The following is an 18,821-nucleotide window of genomic DNA, read 5'->3' as shown; positions in this document are numbered from 1 at the left end:
CTTGCCCAAAGGTCAGGATTTCAAATGCTTGGCCTGACCAGCGCTGTCAGGTTCCCGTCCGGGAAGGCGGTATTGTTGCCAGGATGCCACGCCGACGGACTGATATTGTCAGACCAGACTGGACAGAATCGGACAACGTTGTCTGTTTGGGCTGACAAGCGCCCTTGAGGGTGATAGGATACGTTTCCAACCGCCCGCGAGCAATGTCGGGCGGAGCGTTGGGGAGGATGGACGGCGGCCCTTTTGCCAAGGACCGAACCCATACCCTGGCTGACCCTCGATCGTCGAAACGGGCCGGTGGCGACACCCCGGTCCGTGGTGCCACGCGTATGAAAGAGAACGGAATGCGTAAGAAGAAGATCCGGACCCTGGCCACCACCCTGATGCTGGCGACGGCCCTGTCGGCCGGTTCCGTCGCAACGGCCGCCCCGGCTGACACGCCGTCCCAAGCCGCCACCCCCACTGCCCGCCCCTGGATGGATGCCAAACTGTCCGCCGACGCCCGTGCTGACCTGACCCTCCAAGCCATGACGCTGGACGAAAAGAAGGTTCTGGTCTTCGGCTATTTCGGCTCCCCCTTCAAGGACCGTAATTTCTATCCGCCCAAGGAGGCGCGGATGGGATCGGCCGGCTATATCCCCGGCATCGCCCGCCTGGGCATCCCGGCACAGTGGCAGACGGACGCCAGCCTGGGCGTCGCCACGCAGCGGGATTCGGCCGAACCAATGCGGGAGCGCACGTCGCTTCCCGCCTCCATCGCCACGGCGGCGACCTGGAACCCGGAACTGGCCCGCCAGGGTGGCGCCATGATCGGGCAGGAGGCGCGGCTTTCCGGCTTCAATGTCATGCTGGCTGGCGGCGTCAACCTGATGCGCGAGCCGCGTAACGGCCGCAATTTCGAATATTCTGGCGAGGATCCGCTGCTGGCCGGCACCATCGTGGCCGCGCAGATCAACGGTATCCAGTCGGCCAACATCGTTTCCACCATCAAGCATTACGCCCTGAACGCGCAGGAAACCGGCCGATTCGTCCTGTCGGCCAATATTGACGAGGCGTCGGCCCGCATGTCGGACCTGTTGGCCTTTGAAATCGCCCTGGAACAGAGCCAGCCCGGCTCCGTCATGTGCGCCTATAACCGCTATAACAGCGTCTATGCCTGCGAGAGCGAGTTCCTGCTGAACAAGGTGCTGAAGGGCGACTGGGCCTATCCGGGCTTTGTCATGTCGGACTGGGGTGCCGTGCATTCCACGGCCAAGTCGGCCAATGCCGGTCTGGACCAGGAATCGGGCTATGTCTTCGACAAGGAGAAGTTCTTCGGGCCCGAACTGCTGGGCAAGGCGCTGGCCGACGGGTCCATCTCCCAGGCGCGCCTGGATGACATGGTCCGCCGCATTCTGCGCAGCCTGTTCGCCCATGGCGTCGTCGACAATCCGGTCAGCGTCGAAGATCAGAAGATCGACTATGCCGCCCACGCCAAGATCACCCGCGCCGACGCAGAAGAAGGCATCGTCCTGTTGAAGAACAAGGGCGACCTGCTGCCGCTGATGGCCGGTGCCAAGCGCATCGCAATCATCGGCGGCCATGCGGACAAGGGCGTGCTGGCCGGCGGCGGGTCGTCAACCGTGTTCGGCCGCGGCGGCAACCCGGTGCCGGGCCTGGGCCCCAAGGGCTTCCCCGGCCCCATCGTCTATCACGCCAACCCGCCGCTGGACGCCATCAAGGCCCGCGCCGGTCAGGCCAGCGTCCGCTTTGACGCCGGCACCGACCCGGCGGCCGCCGCCAAGCTGGCCGCCGACAGCGATATCGTTGTCGTGTTCGCCAACCAGTGGACGGGCGAGGCGCTGGATTTCCCGCTGACCCTGCCGGACGATCAGGATGCGCTGATCGCCGCCGTGGCCAAGGCCAATCCGCGCACGGTGGTCGTGCTGCAATCGGGTGGCCCCGTCTTCATGCCCTGGCTGGATCAGGTCGGGTCGGTGCTGGAAGCCTGGTATCCCGGCACTGCCGGTGGCGAAGCCATTGCCCGCGTGCTGTTCGGTGAAGTGGATGCCAGCGGCCGCCTGCCCGTCACCTTCCCGGCCAGCCTGGAACAGTTGCCGCGTCCCAAGCTGGATGGCGAGGGCTTGGCCGAGAACACGCCCTTCGACGTCGCCTATAAAGAAGGGGCCGCCGTCGGCTATAAATGGTTCGACAAGAAGGGCCTTAAGCCGCTGTTCCCGTTCGGGCATGGCCTGTCCTACACCAGCTTCGCCTATGCCGATCTGAAGGCGGAAGTGGCGACCGACGGCACACTGACCCTGTCGGGCAGCGTCACCAACAAGGGCAAGCGCGCCGGCAAGGCCGTGCCGCAGCTTTATGTCGGCCCGGCCGCCGGTGGCTGGGAAGCGCCCAAGCGTCTGGTCGGGTTCCAGAAGCTGGAACTGGCGCCGGGTGCCAGCAGCCGCTTCTCCAGCAATGTCGACGCCCGCCTGCTGGCCACGTTCGACGTGGAAAAGAACCAGTGGGTGGTCAAGCCCGGCACCTACAAGGTCTGGCTGGGCTCATCCGCCGCCGACTTGCCGGTGACGGCGGAGGTGACGCTGAAGGGCGCCAGCTTTACCGCTGCCAAGGCGAAGTGATGTGATTGGGGGGGGCGGCGACGCCCCCCTTTTTGCATCACCCGTAATGCCGGGCCAGATCGCCGAACAGCCGGGCATAGAAGGCGTCCGTGTCCTTGACCCGCACCAGCACCTCCACATTCCCGGCCCCGTCAGGCAGCATCAGGCCAGCGCCGACGCCTGTCCCTTCCTGGACAATGTGGGTCTGGGCCCGCACGCTGTCGAACAGATCGGGATAGAACAGGCCGGCCACGGCCGTGGGGTCATGCAGGAAGGCGCCATCGGTGTGGAACTTGGGCTTGTCCAGGTGATAGGGCGCGTTCAGCATCAGCGCCACCTCCCGCCCGAAACGCGGCAGGGCGTGCGCGGCCGCCATGCGGGCCGGGTTGCTGATCAACTGGTGGGTGACATCGGCCGGCGCCAGCAGAACCGGCACCCCGCCATTCAGCACCGACTGCGCCGCCGCCGCATCCATCCAGAAATTGAATTCCGCAAAGGGCGTGACATTGCCCCGACGCACGAAATTGGGCGGCAGGGGGGCGAACGACCCACCCATGGCCACGATCCGGTCGATACGGGCAAAGGCGTCGGGCGCCCGGCGGCGCAGAAGGGCCAGATTGGTCAGCGGCCCCGTCGCCAGCACGGTGACGCTGCGCACCGGCATGCCGCGCAGCGTGTCGGCCATCCAGCCCACGGCGTCGTGAGAGGCGGCCTTGCGCCCGCTGCCCGGCAGCACCAGTTCGCCCAGGCCGGATTCGGCAAAGGCGCCATCGCCTTCCGGCGGGGTGTCACGGCCCAGCGGAGCCACCGCACCGGCATGCACAGGCGCGTCCGGCGCCTTGATGTAGGCCAGGAAATCCAGGGCGTTGCGCGTGGTGCGATCGACCGTGACGTTGCCATTGACGGTGCTGACCCCCAGCACGCGCGCCCGGTTGCCCAGTGCTGCCACCCACATCCAGGCCAGAAGATCATCGGTGCCCGGATCGCCGTCCAGGATCAGGTTGATGGGGGTGGTCATGGTCCGTCACATCGCAGGGTTGCCGATGGCCGTACTCTACGGACCTGCAAGACGGATTGAAAGATATCACGCTGCCAGACGGTTGCGACCGGCCTGCTTGGCCTCCAGCAATTTCAGGTCGGCCGCCCGCACCAGATCGGTGGGCGACAGCATGGACGGCTGGAACACGGCCACACCCGCCGACAGTGTGACGATCCCATATGGGCTGCGCTGGTGCGGCAGCGCCAGGCCGACGACGCTGTCCAGCAGTTCCTGCACCCGCACACGCAGGCCGGCCGGGTCGATATCGGTCAGGATGATGGCCGCCTGCGCCCCGCCATGGCGGTAGACGCGATCGCCCTGCCCGACATGCCGGCTGATGACGCGGAACAGGGTGCGCAGAACCTGATCGCCAGCGGCCATACCATAGGCGTCGTTATAGGCCTGGAAGTGGTCGATATCGGCCAGAACCAGGGCGAAGGACGACCGCCCCTGGCGAAGCCCCAGATCGAAGATGGAATGCAGGTCGGCCTCGAACGCGCGCCGGTTATGGATGCCGGTCAGGGCGTCATGCAGGCTCCATTCCTCCAGTTGGCGGTTGGCATCGGCCAGCGCCCGCGTGCGGGTCTGTACCAGCCCTTCCAGACGCGCATTGGCGTCACGGACATGGGCTGCCATGGTCTTGAAGGACCGGGCCAGAAGGCCGATCTCGTCCGGCGCCCCGACCGGCAGAGGCTGGCGTCCATCCGCAACGACCGCATATTCACCGGCCGCCACCCGTTCGGCAGCGGCCTTCAGTTGCAGGATCGGCACGGCCACCTGCCGGCGCAGCAGCACGAAGACCAGACCCAGCATGGACAGGAAATAGGCTGTACCGATCAACATGATGGCGCTGGCCGCCTGATGCGCGGTGGCCGCCACCAGGGCTTTCGGATACCAGGCGATGAACCACCAGTCCGGCCCCAGCAACCGGGTGACGGCCAGGTAGGCATCGTCTTCGGCATCATCGACGATCCAGACATTGCTGTCGCCACTCGGATCCGGTTGCCGCCCGGCCAGACTGTCGCGGATCAGGGCATGGATACGCAACAGGCCGGGATCGCCCAGCTTCACCAGATTGATGGTGGCCAGTTCCTTGCGCAGCCGGTCCATCCATTGCGGGTGCGCCACCAGATGCCCATCCGCCGCCAGCACAAAATTGAAGGAGCCGGGCAGATGGTCGGTGATCAGCCGTTCCATCAGGTCGTTGACCAGCACATCATGACCCGCGCTGATCAGATGCCGGCCCTGATAATCGATGGGTAGCTGGTAGGTGACCATCCAGGCCTTGGCCGTATGGTCATGGTAAAGCGGCGTCCATACCGGTTTACGCAGCGGATTGTCGGCCTGCATCGTCGATTTCACGACGGAGAAGGCGGTCATGTCCAGCCCCGCCTCCACCTCCAGCCCCCAGGCGAACCCCGGCCAGAACATGACCATGGCGTTTTCGGGCATGGCGATGGTGGTGTTGATGAAGCGGTTGTGCCAGGCCGGGCCATATTCCGCCAGAAGCTTGTAACTGAGCATCAGGCGACGCTTCAGCTCCGGCGGGAAATCCGTGACCTTGTTGCCGACAAAGCCGGTCATGCCAAAGCGCAGGATGCCGTCGCTATCGACCTTGCCCTGGAAATAGTCCGGCTTCAGCCGGGTCGCCCCATCGGCGCCGCGCTGGAAATATCGGTCGAAATCGACATCGGCCAGGATGGCGGGATCGGCATACAGCGCCAGGAAACGCTGGCGGAAGGCCTCCATGTTGGAAGCCGCCAGCTTGAAGATGGCGCTTTCCGTCCGGCCACGCTCCAGAAGGTGGGCCTTCAGATTATCCAGCGCCTCACGCTCTGACCGGTCATAGATGGTGGAATAGCCGATGGCGGTCAGGCCCAGCACGATCAGCATGGACCACAGCGCCATCCGGATAACCAGACGCCGCATCAGCGACCCGGATGCTGCCGTCCCGGCAGCCGTCCCCGGCTCGTCCTTCACTATCTGATCCACCGAGCCACCCGTTCGGGTTATCCCCACCACCAAAGTAGCCTATCGCTCGCCACCGTGGTCGGTCAACGGGTTAACATTACCGCGACGATTGGCGGCAAGCGGTTCTTGTCATGCCCCACAGGTGAAGACGGGCGCGTCAATGCGTCGGGGCCGGTGCGGCCGGCGCGCGTGCATCCTTCACCATGCCTTTCTCACGATAGAACCGCTCCGCACCCGGATGCAGGGGGGCCGCCAGCCCCGACAGGGCCGTGGCCAACTGGATAGAATGGCCGCGCGGATGGCCGTTATCCAGCATGGACCGCGTCTGCTCGTTCCACAGCGCGGCCGTGATCGCATAGACCAGTTCCGGCTTAAGATCGCCCCGGACCACCCATTGCGCCCCCACCCCCAGGCTTCGGACCGCCGGCACCCCTTCATAGGTGTCCGCCTCGATCCGGGTTTCGGTGAAATGCGGCAGGCGCTTCATCAGCTGGGTTGCGCGACCGTCATCAAAGGGGACCAGGGCAATGGGCATGCGCCGTGCCAGATCGGCAACCGACGGCAACGGAAAGCCGCCCACGATCAGGAAGGCGTCCAGTTCCCCCGCCTCCAGCCGGTCGCCACCCGCGGCGGGGCTGAGATAGAAGGGCTTCACGGTTTTTTCCGACAGGCCATAGGTGGCCAGCAGCGCGCGGGCCGTCACCAACGTGCCCGACCCCTGTTCGCCCAGCGCCACCCGCTTGCCCCGCAGGTCCGCCGGACTCTTGATGCCGCTGCTGGCCCGGACGACCAGATGGATCGTCTCCGTATAAAGATTGGCGATGGAGCGCAGGTCGGGATAGGCAGTCTTTTCAAACGGATCGGCCCCGGTCAGGGCCGCGTGCGCCGTATCAGCCTGCACCAGCGCCGATTCCAGCCGGCGCGACCGCATCAGGCTGACATTTTCCACGGCACCCGACGTGGCCTGGGCCACGACGATCAGACCGGGCACCCCGCAGGACCCGCCGCGGTCGCAGGGGCGTGAGCCCGGCGGATTGCTGACAGCATTGGCCAGCAGTCCGCCGATCAGAAAATAGGTCCCGCCCGTGGTACCCGTGCCGATCTGCAGGAACCGCACCTGTTCCCCCACCGGCGCGGCGACGCCCACCCTGCCCAGCGCCCCGGATGCCAGCAGCCCCAGGCCAGCACCCAGCACCAGACGCCGTCGTGGATCGGGACCATCCCGGTCGGTCGCGGGCGTGTCGGGGGCGGAGGAAGGGTGGGGTTGGAACGGCATGGCGCGGCAGCGTCCGTTCGCTTCATTGTTCGGGGGACAATCTTGATGGTGCGCCGGGTTAGGCCCCGGTGCAACCGGAACGGAGACGAAATGGTATAGGCCCCGCCGAAAGTCGGGGGCTGTGGCCGATATCCAACGGTTTTGTCACAGACCCGTCACATCAGGTTCAGCAGCAGGCCCAGACCAGCCAGTGCCACGATGCCGCCGGCCACCCGCGACGCCTTTCCCGCCCCCAGCGGATAGAGCGTGGCCGACAGGCCGACGCCGGCCGTCAGCAGCAGGACGCAGCCCGCCAGCATGCCGGGCCAGAACAGGGGGACACCCGTCACCGGCCCGCCCCATTGCCCCAGATTGATGCCGTGCAGCGCCCCGGCGACGGCCGCCAGCAGCAGCCCCACCAGCGACGGCAGGGTGATGGTGGCGGCCAGCAGCACGCCCGTCACCACCAGCGACGCCTCAAGCGCCAGCGCGGTATAGGGCAGGTGCAGACCCATGCGGGTCATCACCCCCAGCAGCAGCCCGGCCCCCAGCGCCAGCGCCGCCCCCGGCCCCGGCGTGCCGCGGCCCTGCATGTCCAGCCACAATCCAAGGCCCAGCAGGCCCAACAGATGCACATAGGTCAGCAGCGGCCCGGCCATGCCATGGGAGAAACCCTGCGGCACGGCGGCCAGGGCCGGCATCGCCACACCCAGCGATACAGTCAGGGCGCCCAGGATCAGGGCAGGAAGACGATAGCGCATCGCAATGGATCCGGCCGCCGGTGGAATGCCCCTTGATGGCCGCCCCGCCCCCCGCCCGTCAAGGATCAGAGACGGACGCGGCGGGCATTCTGTTGATGCAGGCGGGTACGTTCCTGCATGACCCGCACCCCGGCCGTGCGCGCCATGGGGCTGGGCTGGTATTGCAGGGCCAGCAGGATGCGTGACACAGCACCATCCGCCCCGGCATAGGGCAAGCCCAGCCGGCCGGCGCGCACGATATGGCCGCTGTCGGGGCCGATCACGAAATCCTCATAGACCGGGCCGCCGCCCTCGATCACGGCGTCGAAGAAGCGGCGCGCGCCATCGTAAAGGGCGGCCGGATAGACGTCGTCCAGGAAGCGGCCCGTGATATCCCGCCCCACCGCGATCATGGCGGCCGATCCCATGAACAGGCCGAACAGCCGCCCCTGCCCGTCCGGTCCTTCCAGCAGGGCCAGATGCGGCAACAGCGTCCGGTCGATCGCGGCCATGTCCAGCCGGTCGGCCTGTGGCATCCGGACCGTGGCATCGGCACGCCAATGCGCCAGCGCCGCCCGAAGCGGCGCACCCGGCAGGTCGGCGGCGTCGATGGTGTCGATCAGCGTCAGCATTCGGTTCAACTGGAAATCAATTGGCGACGGCATCATCCGTTCCGTGCCGTCAGTAACCCGCTTGCGTTACAGCCATATGACGGCCCCATGGCGTTATCATGCGAACGGGTCGGCCTTGCGCGGGACGCTTTGCCCCTACCCCCTTGCGTCCACACGCGCTATGTAGGGGCCAGACCTGCACGGGTGGATGAACCGGAGATCATCGAGATGAAGCTGTATGGCGCGCCGCTGAGCCCTTATGTCGCCCGCGTGCTGCTGGCCATCCGTTTCAAGGGCCTGGACATTCCTGTCGTTCCAGCCCCCGGCGGCGGGCTGAAATCGCCCGAATATCTGGCCATCAATCCCTATGGCAAGATGCCGGCCCTGGATGCCGACGGCACCGCCATCATCGAATCCGAGGTCATCTGCGAGTTCCTGGACGAACGTTTCCCGCAGAAGAAGATCCTGCCCGGCGACGATCTGGCCCGTGCGCGGGCGCGCATCATCAGCCGTTCCATCGACCTTTATGTGCTGCCAGCCCTGCTGGGCCTGCTGGGCCAGATGAACCCGGCCACCCGCGACCTGAAGCTGGTGGCCGAAAAGCTGGCCGAACTGAAGCGCGGCCGCGACGGGCTGGAGACCTTCATCGACGCGCCCTGGTGCATGGGCGATGTGTTTACCCTGGCCGACTGCGCCCTGGTGCCCGCCTGCTTCTTCATGGAGAAGTTCCTGCCGGCCTTCGGCGGGCTGGATGTCTTCGCCGACCATCCCCGCATGGGGGCCGTCTGGCGCCACGCTCAGAACGATCCGCTGGTCGCCAATCTGGTCCGGGAAATGACCGACGCCCTGGGCGATTTCATGCGCCGCCGGGCCGCCAACGCCTGACCTTTCCCTATCGATCCGATAGAACCGGCACCGCCCTGCGACCGTCAATCGGCACCACCCCACCGTTGACCGGTGGCGTGGTTGGGCGCATTTTGCCGCCCTTGTTCCCGCCTGCGCGGGGACCAGCAATCCAGAGAACAAAGACGGGAAACAAACAGATGGTGAAGCCGGTGAAGCTGGCGGTATCAACCGCCGCGACGATCGCCCTGATGGTGGGCGCGGCCCAGGCCGACGAAGGCATGTGGACCATGGACAATGTGCCGACAGCAGCCATTGCCAAGGCCACCGGCTTCACGCCGGATGCCAAGTGGCTGAAGAAGGCCCAGCTTTCCTATGTGCGTCTGGCCGGCGGCTGTTCGGGCAGCTTCGTGTCGGGCGAAGGGCTGGTGATGACCAACCATCACTGCGTCGCCGACTGTCTGGCCGAACTGTCGTCCGCCCAGAAGGACTATCAGGCCGACGGCTTCCTGGCCGCCACGCGGCCTGAGGAAAAGCAGTGCGCCGGCATCGAGATCAACCAGCTGGTGGAAATCACCGACGTCACCAAGCAGGTGGAAGCCGCCACGGCCGGCAAGTCGGGCCAGGATTTCGCCAATGCCCGCCGCACGGCCCTGTCGGAGATCGAGAAGAACTGCGCTGGCGGTGACGCGGCCCTGCGCTGCGATGCCGTGACCCTGTATCAGGGCGGCCGCTACAGCCTTTACAAGTACAAGCGCTATCAGGATGTGCGCCTGGCCTTCTCGCCGGAGGAAAATGCGGCGGCCTTTGGCGGCGATCCGGACAATTTCAACTTCCCGCGCTATGCCCTGGATATGTCGCTGCTGCGCGTCTATGAGAATGGCAAGCCGCTGAAGAGCCCGGACCATTTCAACTGGTCCAAGGACGGCAGCAAGGAAGGCGATGCCAGCTTCGTCATCGGCAATCCCGGCTCCACCAGCCGCCTGCGCACCATGGCGGAACTGGAATTCATCCGTGACAATGTCGCCCCGTCCTTCCTGTTCTTCGCCCAGGAAAAGCGCGGCCGCCTGATCGAATTCGGTCGGGAGAATGCCGACCGCCGCCGCGACGCGCTGGACGACCTGAACAGCATCGAAAATTCCATCAAAGTCTGGAAGGGCCGGCAGCTGGCCCTGGCCGATAAGGAATTTGTCGGTGCCAAGGCCCGGGCGGAGCAGGAGCTGCGTGCGAAAATCGCCGCCGATCCCAAGCTGTCGGCCGATGTCGGCGACGCCTATGCCCAGATCGAAAAGGCCCAGGCCCGCTATGCCCAGCTCTATCCGCGCTTCATCCATCTGGAACGGATGCGCGGCTTTGACAGCGAGCTGGCCAGTTTCGCCCGCATGCTGCTGCGCGCCGGTGACGAACGCCTGCTGCCCAACCCGCAGCGCCTGCGCGAATATGGCGAAAGCCGCCTGCCGGGCCTGAAGCAGCGTCTGTCCAACCCGGCCCCGGTCCATACCGACCTGGACATTGCCATGCTGTCCTTCTCGCTGACCAAGCTGCGCGAGCAGTTCGGGCCGGACGACGCGCTGGTCAAGGCCGTGCTGGGCAAACAGTCGCCCGATCAGGTGGCAGAGGCCGCCGTGAAGGGCAGCAAGCTGGGCGACCCGGCCGAACGCCTGCGCCTGTTCGAGGGGGGCAAGGCCGCCATCGATGCGTCGGACGACCCGATGATCAAGCTGATGAAGGTCGTGGACCAGGCCGCCCGCCAGGCCCGCAAGGCCGTGGAAGAGGAAGTGGATGCCCCGGTGGAGCAGGCACAGGCCCGCATCGCCAAGGCCCGCTTCGCCATCTATGGCGACAGCGTCTATCCCGACGCCACCCTGTCGCTGCGCCTGTCCTATGGCAAGGTCCAGGGCTGGACGGAGCTGGATGGGCATGAGGTGAAGCCCTACACCACCTTCGGCGGCCTGTATGAGCGCAACACGGGCGCGGCCCCCTTCGCCATCGCCCCCACCTGGGAGAAGGCCAAGGACAAGGTGGACCTGTCCACGCCCTATAATGCCGTCACCACCAACGACATTATCGGCGGCAATTCCGGCTCGGCCGCCATCAATGCCAAGGGTGAGGTGATCGGCCTGGTCTTCGACGGCAATATCCACAGCCTGTCGGGCGATTACGGGTACGAGCCCAAGCGCAACCGCACCGTCATGGTCGATGTGCGCGGCATGGCCGAAGCCCTGCGCAAGGTCTATGGTGCCCAGCATATCGTGAAGGAACTGGGCCTGAAGTAAGCGCTTCGGGTTTCAGGGATGGAACGCGAAAGGCCGTCGGGGAGACCCGGCGGCCTTTTTCACGTTCCGTCCGCAGGATCGCCCCAGGGTTGGCGACAGCCTATGCGACTATCGTAGAAATGCAACTATCGTCGAATTGAACGGACGGTTCGCAAACGTTGAATTGGCGGGGAACATGCCCCGCCGAAGCAGGGGTAGCCCGAGAGGAAACCCCATGCACGCCACCCGGATTGCGGCCCGCGCCGTCATTGCCGCCCTGACCCTGCCCTGCCTGACGCTGCCGGTGCTGGCCGATGAAGCCCCCGCCATCATTGTCGTCGCCCGCACGCCGTTGGGCAAGGGCACGGTCCCGCCGGCGGCCCCCGTGATAACGGCCGATGCCGACGCCATCCGCCGGGCCCAGGCCCTGGACCTGACGGATTTCCTGAACCAGCGGCTGGCCGGGATCAGCATCAATGAAACCCAGGGCAATCCCTTTCAGCCGGACGTGAATTTCCGCGGCTTCACCGCATCCCCCCTGCTGGGCACGCCGCAGGGAATGTCGGTCTGGCTGGACGGGGTGCGCCTGAACCAGCCGTTTGGCGATGTGGTCAGTTGGGACCTGATCCCACAGCGGGCCCTGCGGCAGGTGACCCTGCTGCCCGGATCGGCGCCCTTGTTCGGACAGAACAGCCTGGGCGGCGCCCTGGTCCTGACCGGCAAGGATGGACGCAGCGATCCGGGCACCGAACTGGCCATCGACGGCGGTTCCTTCGGCCGCCTCTCGGGCAGCCTGGACCATGGCGGCAGCGCCGGGGCGCTGGACTGGTATCTGACCGGCACGCTGGCCCATGATGATGGCTGGCGGCAGGACAGCCCCAGCGATCTGCGTCAGGCCTATGGCCGCTTCGGCTGGACCGGTGACGCCAGCCGCCTGCACCTGACGCTGTCCCAGGCCAGCACCGACCTGACCGGCAACGGTTTGCAGGAACAGCGCTTTCTGGAGCGCGACCGGACCAGCGTCTATACCAAGCCCGATAAGACCAGCAACCGCGCCACCCTGGCCAACCTGTCCGGCGACCATGAACTGTCGGGCGGGGCGACCCTGTCGGGCAATGCCTTCTACCGTCACCTGCACAGCTGGACCTTCAATGGCGACCTGAACGAGGACAGCCTGGACCAGTCGGTCTATCAGCCCGGCGCGGCGGAGCGTGCGGCGCTGGCCGCGGCCGGGTACAGCGGCTTTCCCACCTCCGGCGCCACTGCCGCCAACACGCCCTTCCCCTCCTGGCGCTGCATCGCCCAAGCCCTGCTGCAGGATGAACCGGCGGAAAAGTGCAACGGCCTGCTGACCCGCACCGATCTGGTGCAGGAAGACCATGGCGGCACCTTGCAGGCCAGCATTCCCGGCCATCTTGCCAGCTTGCGCCACGAAGCCGTCATCGGGGCCGCCTATACCGGCAACCACGCGCATTTCCGCCAGTCCGGGCAGTTGGGTTACCTGAACCCCGACCGGTCGATCACGCCCGTGCCGGCCTATGGCGACGGGGTGAATGGCGGCGATGTGGATGGCGAACCCTATGACACGCGCGTCGACCTGAAGGGGCGGGCACAGGTCTGGAGCCTGTATGCTGTCGATACTCTGGATATGGGATCCGCGCTCCACCTGTCGCTGTCGGCCCGTTATGATCATATCCGGGTGCATAACCGTGACCAGATCAACGATGACGGGGCCGACAGCCTGTCGGGCGATCATCGGTTCTCCCGCCTGAACCCCGGTGCCGGTCTGACCTGGGACGCCGCCCCGGCGCTGACCTTCTGGGCCGGGTATAATGAGGGCAGCCGTGCCCCGTCGGCGATCGAACTGGGCTGCGCCAATCCGGACAATCCGTGCAAGCTGCCCAATGCCATGGCCGGCGACCCGCCCTTGAAGCAGGTGGTGGCGCGTACGGCCGAGGTCGGGATACGCGGCGGCGGCACAGGTCCCGTCACCTGGTCGGCGGGCCTGTACCGCACCGACCTGGATGACGACATCCTGTTCGTGGCCAGCAGCCAGACGGGATACGGCTATTTCCGCAATGTCGACGGCACCCGCCGCCAGGGCGCGCAGCTGGATGCCACTGTCCGGCTGGATCGCATCGTCCTGGGCCTGGACTACACCTATACCCAAGCCACCTTCCGCAGCGCCGAAAGCCTGGGCGGCGAAGCCAACAGCAGCAACAACGCCGACGCCCCCGGCCTGGAGGGCATGATCGATGTGAAGAAGGGCGACCGCCTGCCCCTGATCCCCCGTCATGTGCTGAAGCTCTACACCGAAGCGTCGCCCCTGGACGGCCTGTCACTGGGCGCGGAACTGCGCGCTGTCGGCAGCAGCCCGGCCCGCGGTAACGAGAATGGCCAACATCAGCCTGATGGACGCTATTACCTGGGCAAGGGCACGGCTCCCGGCTATGCCCTGGTGGCGCTGACCGCGCGCTATGACCTGACCCCGTCGCTGCAACTGTCCGGCCGCATCGACAACCTGTTCGATCGCGATTATGTGACGGCCGCGCAACTGGGCGCCACCGGCTTCGACGCGGCTGGCCGTTTCATCGCCCGCCCCTTTCCTGCCATCGCCGGCGAATACCCGCTGGCACACGCCACATTCTACGCCCCCGGCGCGCCGCGCAGCGTACGGTTGGGGCTCAGGTACCGGTTTGGGTAAGCGTGACCCCATATCCGGCGTCCATCATTCCCGGCACCCCATGCGCTGGCATCGGCGCAGCCGGCCGTGGCCCACACTTGCGACAACGCCACGGGATGTCAGCGCCGTGATGGACCGAAACATTACCGACATCAATCTATAGTTCCGTGCCTGACCAATAGATAGGTTGTTAGCTATTGACGTGAACACCTGGAAAACTGCATTATCCATCATCATTTTTGGGATTAGATGATGGCCAGCATTGACATTCTTTACATTAACTTGGATCGCGCCACAGAGCGTCGTGAGGCTCTGGAGAAGAATTTCCAGGCCGCCAACTTCTCTCCCGCATGGCGGCTGCACCGGTTTCCCGCCATCAATGCCACGACAGAACTCGTCCAATCGACACCCGGGCCTGCACTGCCCGCCTTGAAGGCCAATTGGTTAAGTCATCTCACCTGCATGAAACTGGCTCTGGCGCAGAATTGGGACTCACATGTCCTGATTGCGGAAGATGATGCAGAGTTCTCGCCCTTGGCCGAACATATGGTCAATCAGGCGCTGAACTCTCTTGAATCCGTGGAATGGGATGTCGTATTTCTGGATATTCTTATCCCGCGCGCCTTCGACATGCCGTTCCTTTTTTCACTGCGGCAAAAATGCGCAAAGGACAATAGCGCCGTTCTTCTGAACCTTGGGACGTCGCGTGAACGGTTCATTTTTGCGGGAGCCGGCGCCTATATTATCAACAAGGCATCGCTGCCGAAAATGATCAGCCTGTTTACTGTTGATCAAATTCCCGGCGCGTTCGACATGATCCTGCGCAACCGAATCTATTCCGGCCAGATCAATGCGCATGTGATTTTTCCATTCCCCGCGACGGTCAGTGCGCACGCGGACGACCCGCAGGTCGGTCATCCGGACAACTGGGTCTATGATTGCAGCCTGATGCACGAGTTCCGCCGCCTGATCTGGGCCGGAACCGAGCTTAACATGGGCGCCCCCACAGTAGCGCCCGGCGGCACCACTCCCGAAATCGATCGGTTCACGTCGGTCCTCGGCCGTTTGATGGCTCGACAGTATGGGCTGTCATAGCTAAACTTATCTTTAAACTTGGACCCAATTTCCGTGGCGATCCTGTCGATTGTCTGGCGGAATCTGGGTATCAGGCTAAGCAGGGGTAAAACCGGTCGTGACCGGCAGCGTGGCTTTGAGCGGGCGCCGGGCAATCCAATCAGGCCGGGCGGGTATGGCAAGGGCGATCCCTTGTCGATAAGGACTACATTCGCCCCCTTTCGGGATGGCGACCCTGATAGAGTGTCAACCGACGCGGACGGGGCAACCAACCGTCTTGGGCAGCGAGATAGGAGAAGTTAACGTGCGTTCGGATATTTCGACTGTGAATGAAGACCAGCTCGCCGACGCCGCGATCGCTCGGATGCGCTCCCCCAACGAGATGCACATCATCTGCGTCGACGTGACGAACAAGTGCGACCTTCACTGTTCGAACTGCACGCGTCTGCTGAAAAATCAAACCAGCTTCTGGGATATGACCCCGGAAAATTTCCGGCTGGCGCTGCGCAGCCTGCGCGGATTCAATGGCGTCATCGCCATGATCGGCGGCAACCCCTGCGTCCATAAGCAATTCCCGGAGCTGTGCCGGATTTTTGAAGAAGAAATCCCGGTCAAGGGGCAGCGTGGTCTGTGGTCGAACAACCTGTTCGACTATGAGCAGCTGGTCGCGGACACGTTCGGCTTCTTCAACCTCAATCCGCATAACGACCAGCGTGGCCGCAAGTCGCTGGAACGTCTGAAGAAGTTGATCCCGCAGGTCAATTTCTTCAATGGTCATTCCCATCACTCGCCGCTGTTGACCGCGATGCAGGATCTTTATCCCGAGCGGGAGGAGATGTGGGACCGGATCTCGACCTGCGACATCAACCGCCAATGGTCGGCCACGGTTTTGCAGAACAACGGCGAATTGCGCGCCTATTTCTGTGAAGTGGCCGGGTCGTTCGATCTGGCGCGTGGTGAAGACCACGGCTATCCCGTGGTGGAGGGGTGGTGGAACAAGCCGCTGCAGGACTTCACCTCCCAGGTCAAGAAGTTCTGCCCCGGCTGCGGTGTGCCGGCCCGGCTCAAGGGCCATCTTGATACGGACGAAATCGACACCTATTCCCGCTCCAACGCCAAGCTGGCCGAGCAGTCCCTGCGCAAGCGCCGCAAGACGATCGAGATCAACTCGCTTCAGGAAGCGGAGAAGCTCAATAACGATTTCACCAACTACAACAATTATCACCAGCTTCGTACCCACACGTTCGAACAGCGCGACGGACTGATCGGTGCGCTTTACAGCAAGGCGAACAAGTTGATCGTCCGGCCCGGCGCCGTGTCGGCAACCAATGTCGGCGATGTCGCCCCCCCGGAGATGCCGGAATATGTGGTGAACCTGTTGCAGCAGGATGATTCGGTGCTGCTGCTGGGTCCTGGTTATTCGACCACCATCGTGGACATCGCCCGCCGCACCCGTTTTGCATGGGCGCTGGATCCGGACCCGGCGGCGGTCGAAGCCCTGTCCCTGACCTGTCAGGTGAATGGTTGCACCAACACGAAGGTGGAGCGGCTTGCCGCCTATGATCACAACGCCGTCGCCAAGTTCGTGCGCGGCCAGGGTCAGTGGACGGGTCTGGTTGATCTGGCAGAAGCCGAAGGCGTCACGACGGAAGGCGCCGATATCGTTTATGCGAACTGCGTCCGCGTTGACGATTATTTCGACGAGACCAGCCAGGTGGTGGTGTCGACCATCCGCGGTCGCGGGGAACTGGCGGCACTGACCGGGGCGAAGCGAACCTTGAAGCAGGCGCGCCTGCTGTTCCTGGATTTCGATGCAGACGGGTTCGCCGCCCATCCGGAAAAGCTGGAAAAGGTGGCGGAGCTTCTGAGCGACAGCTTCGAAATCGCCTATGCCCCCTTCGCCATGATCCAGGCGCCCAAGGAGTCCTTCCTGGCGCTGTTCCACAAGCTGGCGCAGGATAAAACCCCGGGCTGCATCATCTTCTGCAAGACCCCCTTGGTCTGAGCCTTGTCAGGAGCTGACAGCGTCGCCCCGATCCGGTGGGCGACGCTGTCAGCTGGCGCCTTGCGTTGAAGGCACCTGGTCGCGAAGCCCGGGGTTTATCAGGACATGGTCGGGCTCGCATTCCGGCAGCACATCGACCGGCCGCAGGCCGGCCTGATATTCATCCCGATAAGCCAGGGTCAGGTCGCGCATGCGGGTTCGCGTATCTGACTGGTAGTTCGTGGCCGGATCCGTGGTCAGCGATCTGGCATGGGTGCGACGCAGATAGAGAAACTGCTCCAGCACGACGGTACGGAACCCGGCCGCCTGGGCACGGATGACGAATTCGCTGTCCGCTGTGCAGCGCCAGGGCCGGAAGCCCCCCAGCCTTTGCCAGATGGCGCGTCTGGCGACGAACTGTCCATCCGTCCCCATGCGCCTTTCGCCGTTCTCCGGTCGGTAATCCGGCAGGGCCGGCACCACTGAGGTGGGACGAAGATGCTCGTCGGTGTAAATGCTCCACGACATGCTGAGGTCGGCACCGTTTTCCAGGGCCTCAATATGGGCCGCCAGATAGCCATCGCACATCACGTCATCTGCATCGAAGCGGGCGATCAGATCACCGTCGGCATAGCGCATCAACGTATTGAACGTCACATAGGTCCCGCGGTTGCGCCGCAGATGAACGACCAACAGTCCCGGGTAAGGCGCCGCCTTGATGTAATCTAATGTGTCGGCGCAGCCGTCGATGCCAAGCAGCACCTGCAGGCGCCAGCCGGCCGGCAGCTTCTGGCCGAACACGGCATCCAGGCTGTCGCCTAGCCACCGACGGGCATCGAACGCCGCGATCAGAACCGAAAGGGTCTTCATCCGCTCACCCCGCGGGTCAGATCGTGCAAACCGCGCCGCAGCAAGCCCAGCCACGCGCCCTGGGGTGGTGCCAAGCCACAAAACGGGGTCAGGTTGAGATCGATGATCGTATGGTTCACCCCGTCATGGACGACATCCAGGCAGAAATAGTCGAATGCATGGCAGGCGGTGAAACCGGCCAGTTGCCGGCGCAGATCGTCCGGCATGTCACCGCCCCCCGCCCACAGGTCGCGGCGATCGACATGGAACCAGCGATCATCGGGATGTTCATCTTCCTTTTTGATCAGGTCGTCGCTGTGGGCCAGGATACAGATCAGTACGTCGCCACAGCCATAGACGCGGTACAGCGTTTCATCGTGGGCAATGTAGTTCTCGATCACCAGATCGACATTATCCCACCAGGCGGGGTCAACCTCATCCCGTCGCAGCAGCCGGTAATCGTTCCAGGCCTGGATCGGGCAGTCTGCGGGAACCGAGAAGATCGGCTGCAGGTCCGCCGGCAGCGCCCGTTCTGCCTTGCCCCCGAAATTCAGGTTGGTCTTCACGAACAGCAGCTGGTCACCAGGACCCTGGCGGGCCGCCCGCGCACAGCGCACGCCCGCCTGTTCCAGCATCCGGTGCAGCGTCCGTTTGCGCATGTCGGCCAGGCCGGCATTCAGCAGTTTGATCCCGCGCTGGGCGATCTGAATCTCCAGTTCCGCCCGTCGACGGGGAAACAAGGCCGAATGCGACAGGCAATTGTGAAACAGCACCGCGTTGATGCCCGGTCCGCAGGCCCGGTCCAGCACCGAACCGTCATCGTCCCAGTCGGCTTCCTGGTGGGCCTCCACCAGGTGGCTGATCAGGTAGCCCCGCCAGGCGTTCGTCTCATAGGCGAGGATGTTCGCCAGCTTTTCCAT

At 64.5% G+C, this 18,821-nt stretch carries 13 protein-coding genes; 6 read left to right on the top strand and 7 right to left on the bottom strand.

The window, feature by feature from the left end; all coding sequences use genetic code 11:
• Nucleotides 1-344 precede the first annotated feature (344 nt).
• Nucleotides 345-2,618, top strand: coding sequence for a beta-glucosidase family protein (locus tag ACODTW_RS00925; RefSeq protein ID WP_488943985.1), 2,274 nt, complete (start codon nucleotides 345-347; stop codon nucleotides 2,616-2,618).
• Nucleotides 2,619-2,655: 37 nt separating this feature from the next.
• On the opposite strand, the gene ACODTW_RS00920 is transcribed toward ACODTW_RS00925, so the two are convergent.
• From ACODTW_RS00920 to ACODTW_RS00900, 5 genes are all read right to left on the bottom strand, one after another.
• The gene (locus tag ACODTW_RS00920; RefSeq protein ID WP_488943984.1) at nucleotides 2,656-3,615 is read right to left on the bottom strand and encodes a nucleoside hydrolase; all 960 of its coding nucleotides are present in this window, start codon (nucleotides 3,613-3,615) and stop codon (nucleotides 2,656-2,658) included.
• Nucleotides 3,616-3,681: 66 nt separating this feature from the next.
• A complete protein-coding gene (locus ACODTW_RS00915; RefSeq protein WP_488943983.1) occupies nucleotides 3,682-5,628 on the bottom strand; it encodes a GGDEF domain-containing protein in 1,947 nt (648 codons plus the stop codon).
• Nucleotides 5,629-5,764: 136 nt separating this feature from the next.
• Nucleotides 5,765-6,883, bottom strand: a complete 1,119-nt coding sequence (locus ACODTW_RS00910) for a TAXI family TRAP transporter solute-binding subunit (protein WP_488943982.1) — start codon at nucleotides 6,881-6,883, stop codon at nucleotides 5,765-5,767.
• A 155-nt stretch (nucleotides 6,884-7,038) separates the two neighbouring features.
• Nucleotides 7,039-7,623 (bottom strand): HupE/UreJ family protein, encoded by a 585-nt coding sequence (locus ACODTW_RS00905; RefSeq protein WP_488943981.1) that lies wholly within the window; start codon nucleotides 7,621-7,623, stop codon nucleotides 7,039-7,041.
• A 65-nt stretch (nucleotides 7,624-7,688) separates the two neighbouring features.
• On the bottom strand, nucleotides 7,689-8,267 hold the full coding sequence (locus ACODTW_RS00900) for a PAS domain-containing protein (RefSeq protein ID WP_488943980.1): 579 nt from the start codon (nucleotides 8,265-8,267) through the stop codon (nucleotides 7,689-7,691).
• 150 nt (nucleotides 8,268-8,417) lie between these two features.
• Here ACODTW_RS00900 and ACODTW_RS00895 point away from each other — a divergent pair, with 150 nt between their 5' ends.
• From ACODTW_RS00895 to ACODTW_RS00875, 5 genes are all read left to right on the top strand, one after another.
• A complete protein-coding gene (locus ACODTW_RS00895; protein WP_488943979.1) occupies nucleotides 8,418-9,098 on the top strand; it encodes a glutathione S-transferase family protein in 681 nt (226 codons plus the stop codon).
• A 158-nt stretch (nucleotides 9,099-9,256) separates the two neighbouring features.
• On the top strand, nucleotides 9,257-11,332 hold the full coding sequence (locus ACODTW_RS00890) for a S46 family peptidase (RefSeq protein ID WP_488943978.1): 2,076 nt from the start codon (nucleotides 9,257-9,259) through the stop codon (nucleotides 11,330-11,332).
• 214 nt (nucleotides 11,333-11,546) lie between these two features.
• Nucleotides 11,547-14,015: a TonB-dependent receptor gene (locus ACODTW_RS00885; RefSeq protein ID WP_488943977.1), complete on the top strand. Its 2,469-nt coding sequence runs from the start codon at nucleotides 11,547-11,549 to the stop codon at nucleotides 14,013-14,015.
• Nucleotides 14,016-14,246: 231 nt separating this feature from the next.
• Nucleotides 14,247-15,089 carry a glycosyltransferase family 25 protein gene (locus tag ACODTW_RS00880; RefSeq protein ID WP_488943976.1) on the top strand — a complete coding sequence of 281 codons (843 nt, stop codon included), beginning with the start codon at nucleotides 14,247-14,249 and terminating at the stop codon, nucleotides 15,087-15,089.
• Nucleotides 15,090-15,372: 283 nt separating this feature from the next.
• A complete protein-coding gene (locus tag ACODTW_RS00875; protein ID WP_488943975.1) occupies nucleotides 15,373-17,073 on the top strand; it encodes a hypothetical protein in 1,701 nt (566 codons plus the stop codon).
• A 48-nt stretch (nucleotides 17,074-17,121) separates the two neighbouring features.
• Here the strand turns inward: ACODTW_RS00875 and ACODTW_RS00870 are convergent, their stop codons facing one another.
• Together ACODTW_RS00870 and ACODTW_RS00865 are read right to left on the bottom strand one after the other, a co-directional pair.
• A complete protein-coding gene (locus ACODTW_RS00870; protein ID WP_488943974.1) occupies nucleotides 17,122-17,922 on the bottom strand; it encodes a glycosyltransferase family 2 protein in 801 nt (266 codons plus the stop codon).
• Nucleotides 17,919-18,821 carry a hypothetical protein gene (locus ACODTW_RS00865; protein ID WP_488943973.1) on the bottom strand — a complete coding sequence of 301 codons (903 nt, stop codon included), beginning with the start codon at nucleotides 18,819-18,821 and terminating at the stop codon, nucleotides 17,919-17,921. The genes ACODTW_RS00870 and ACODTW_RS00865 overlap by 4 nt, the downstream gene beginning before the upstream one ends.

It is taken from the genome of Niveispirillum sp. FG148 (genome assembly GCF_057809655.1).
The sequence above is the reverse complement of the archived record's forward strand: the minus strand, read 5'-3'. Positions and strand labels throughout refer to the sequence as shown.

Coding starts and splice junctions, on each gene's coding strand:
- ACODTW_RS00885 (WP_488943977.1), top strand. CDS start 11,547: ATGCACGCCACCCGGATTGCGGCCCGCGCCGTCATTGCCGCCCTGACC.
- ACODTW_RS00890 (WP_488943978.1), top strand. CDS start 9,257: ATGGTGAAGCCGGTGAAGCTGGCGGTATCAACCGCCGCGACGATCGCC.
- ACODTW_RS00870 (WP_488943974.1), bottom strand. CDS start 17,922: ATGAAGACCCTTTCGGTTCTGATCGCGGCGTTCGATGCCCGTCGGTGG.
- ACODTW_RS00910 (WP_488943982.1), bottom strand. CDS start 6,883: ATGCCGTTCCAACCCCACCCTTCCTCCGCCCCCGACACGCCCGCGACC.
- ACODTW_RS00905 (WP_488943981.1), bottom strand. CDS start 7,623: ATGCGCTATCGTCTTCCTGCCCTGATCCTGGGCGCCCTGACTGTATCG.
- ACODTW_RS00880 (WP_488943976.1), top strand. CDS start 14,247: ATGGCCAGCATTGACATTCTTTACATTAACTTGGATCGCGCCACAGAG.
- ACODTW_RS00920 (WP_488943984.1), bottom strand. CDS start 3,615: ATGACCACCCCCATCAACCTGATCCTGGACGGCGATCCGGGCACCGAT.
- ACODTW_RS00925 (WP_488943985.1), top strand. CDS start 345: ATGCGTAAGAAGAAGATCCGGACCCTGGCCACCACCCTGATGCTGGCG.
- ACODTW_RS00865 (WP_488943973.1), bottom strand. CDS start 18,821: ATGGAAAAGCTGGCGAACATCCTCGCCTATGAGACGAACGCCTGGCGG.
- ACODTW_RS00900 (WP_488943980.1), bottom strand. CDS start 8,267: ATGCCGTCGCCAATTGATTTCCAGTTGAACCGAATGCTGACGCTGATC.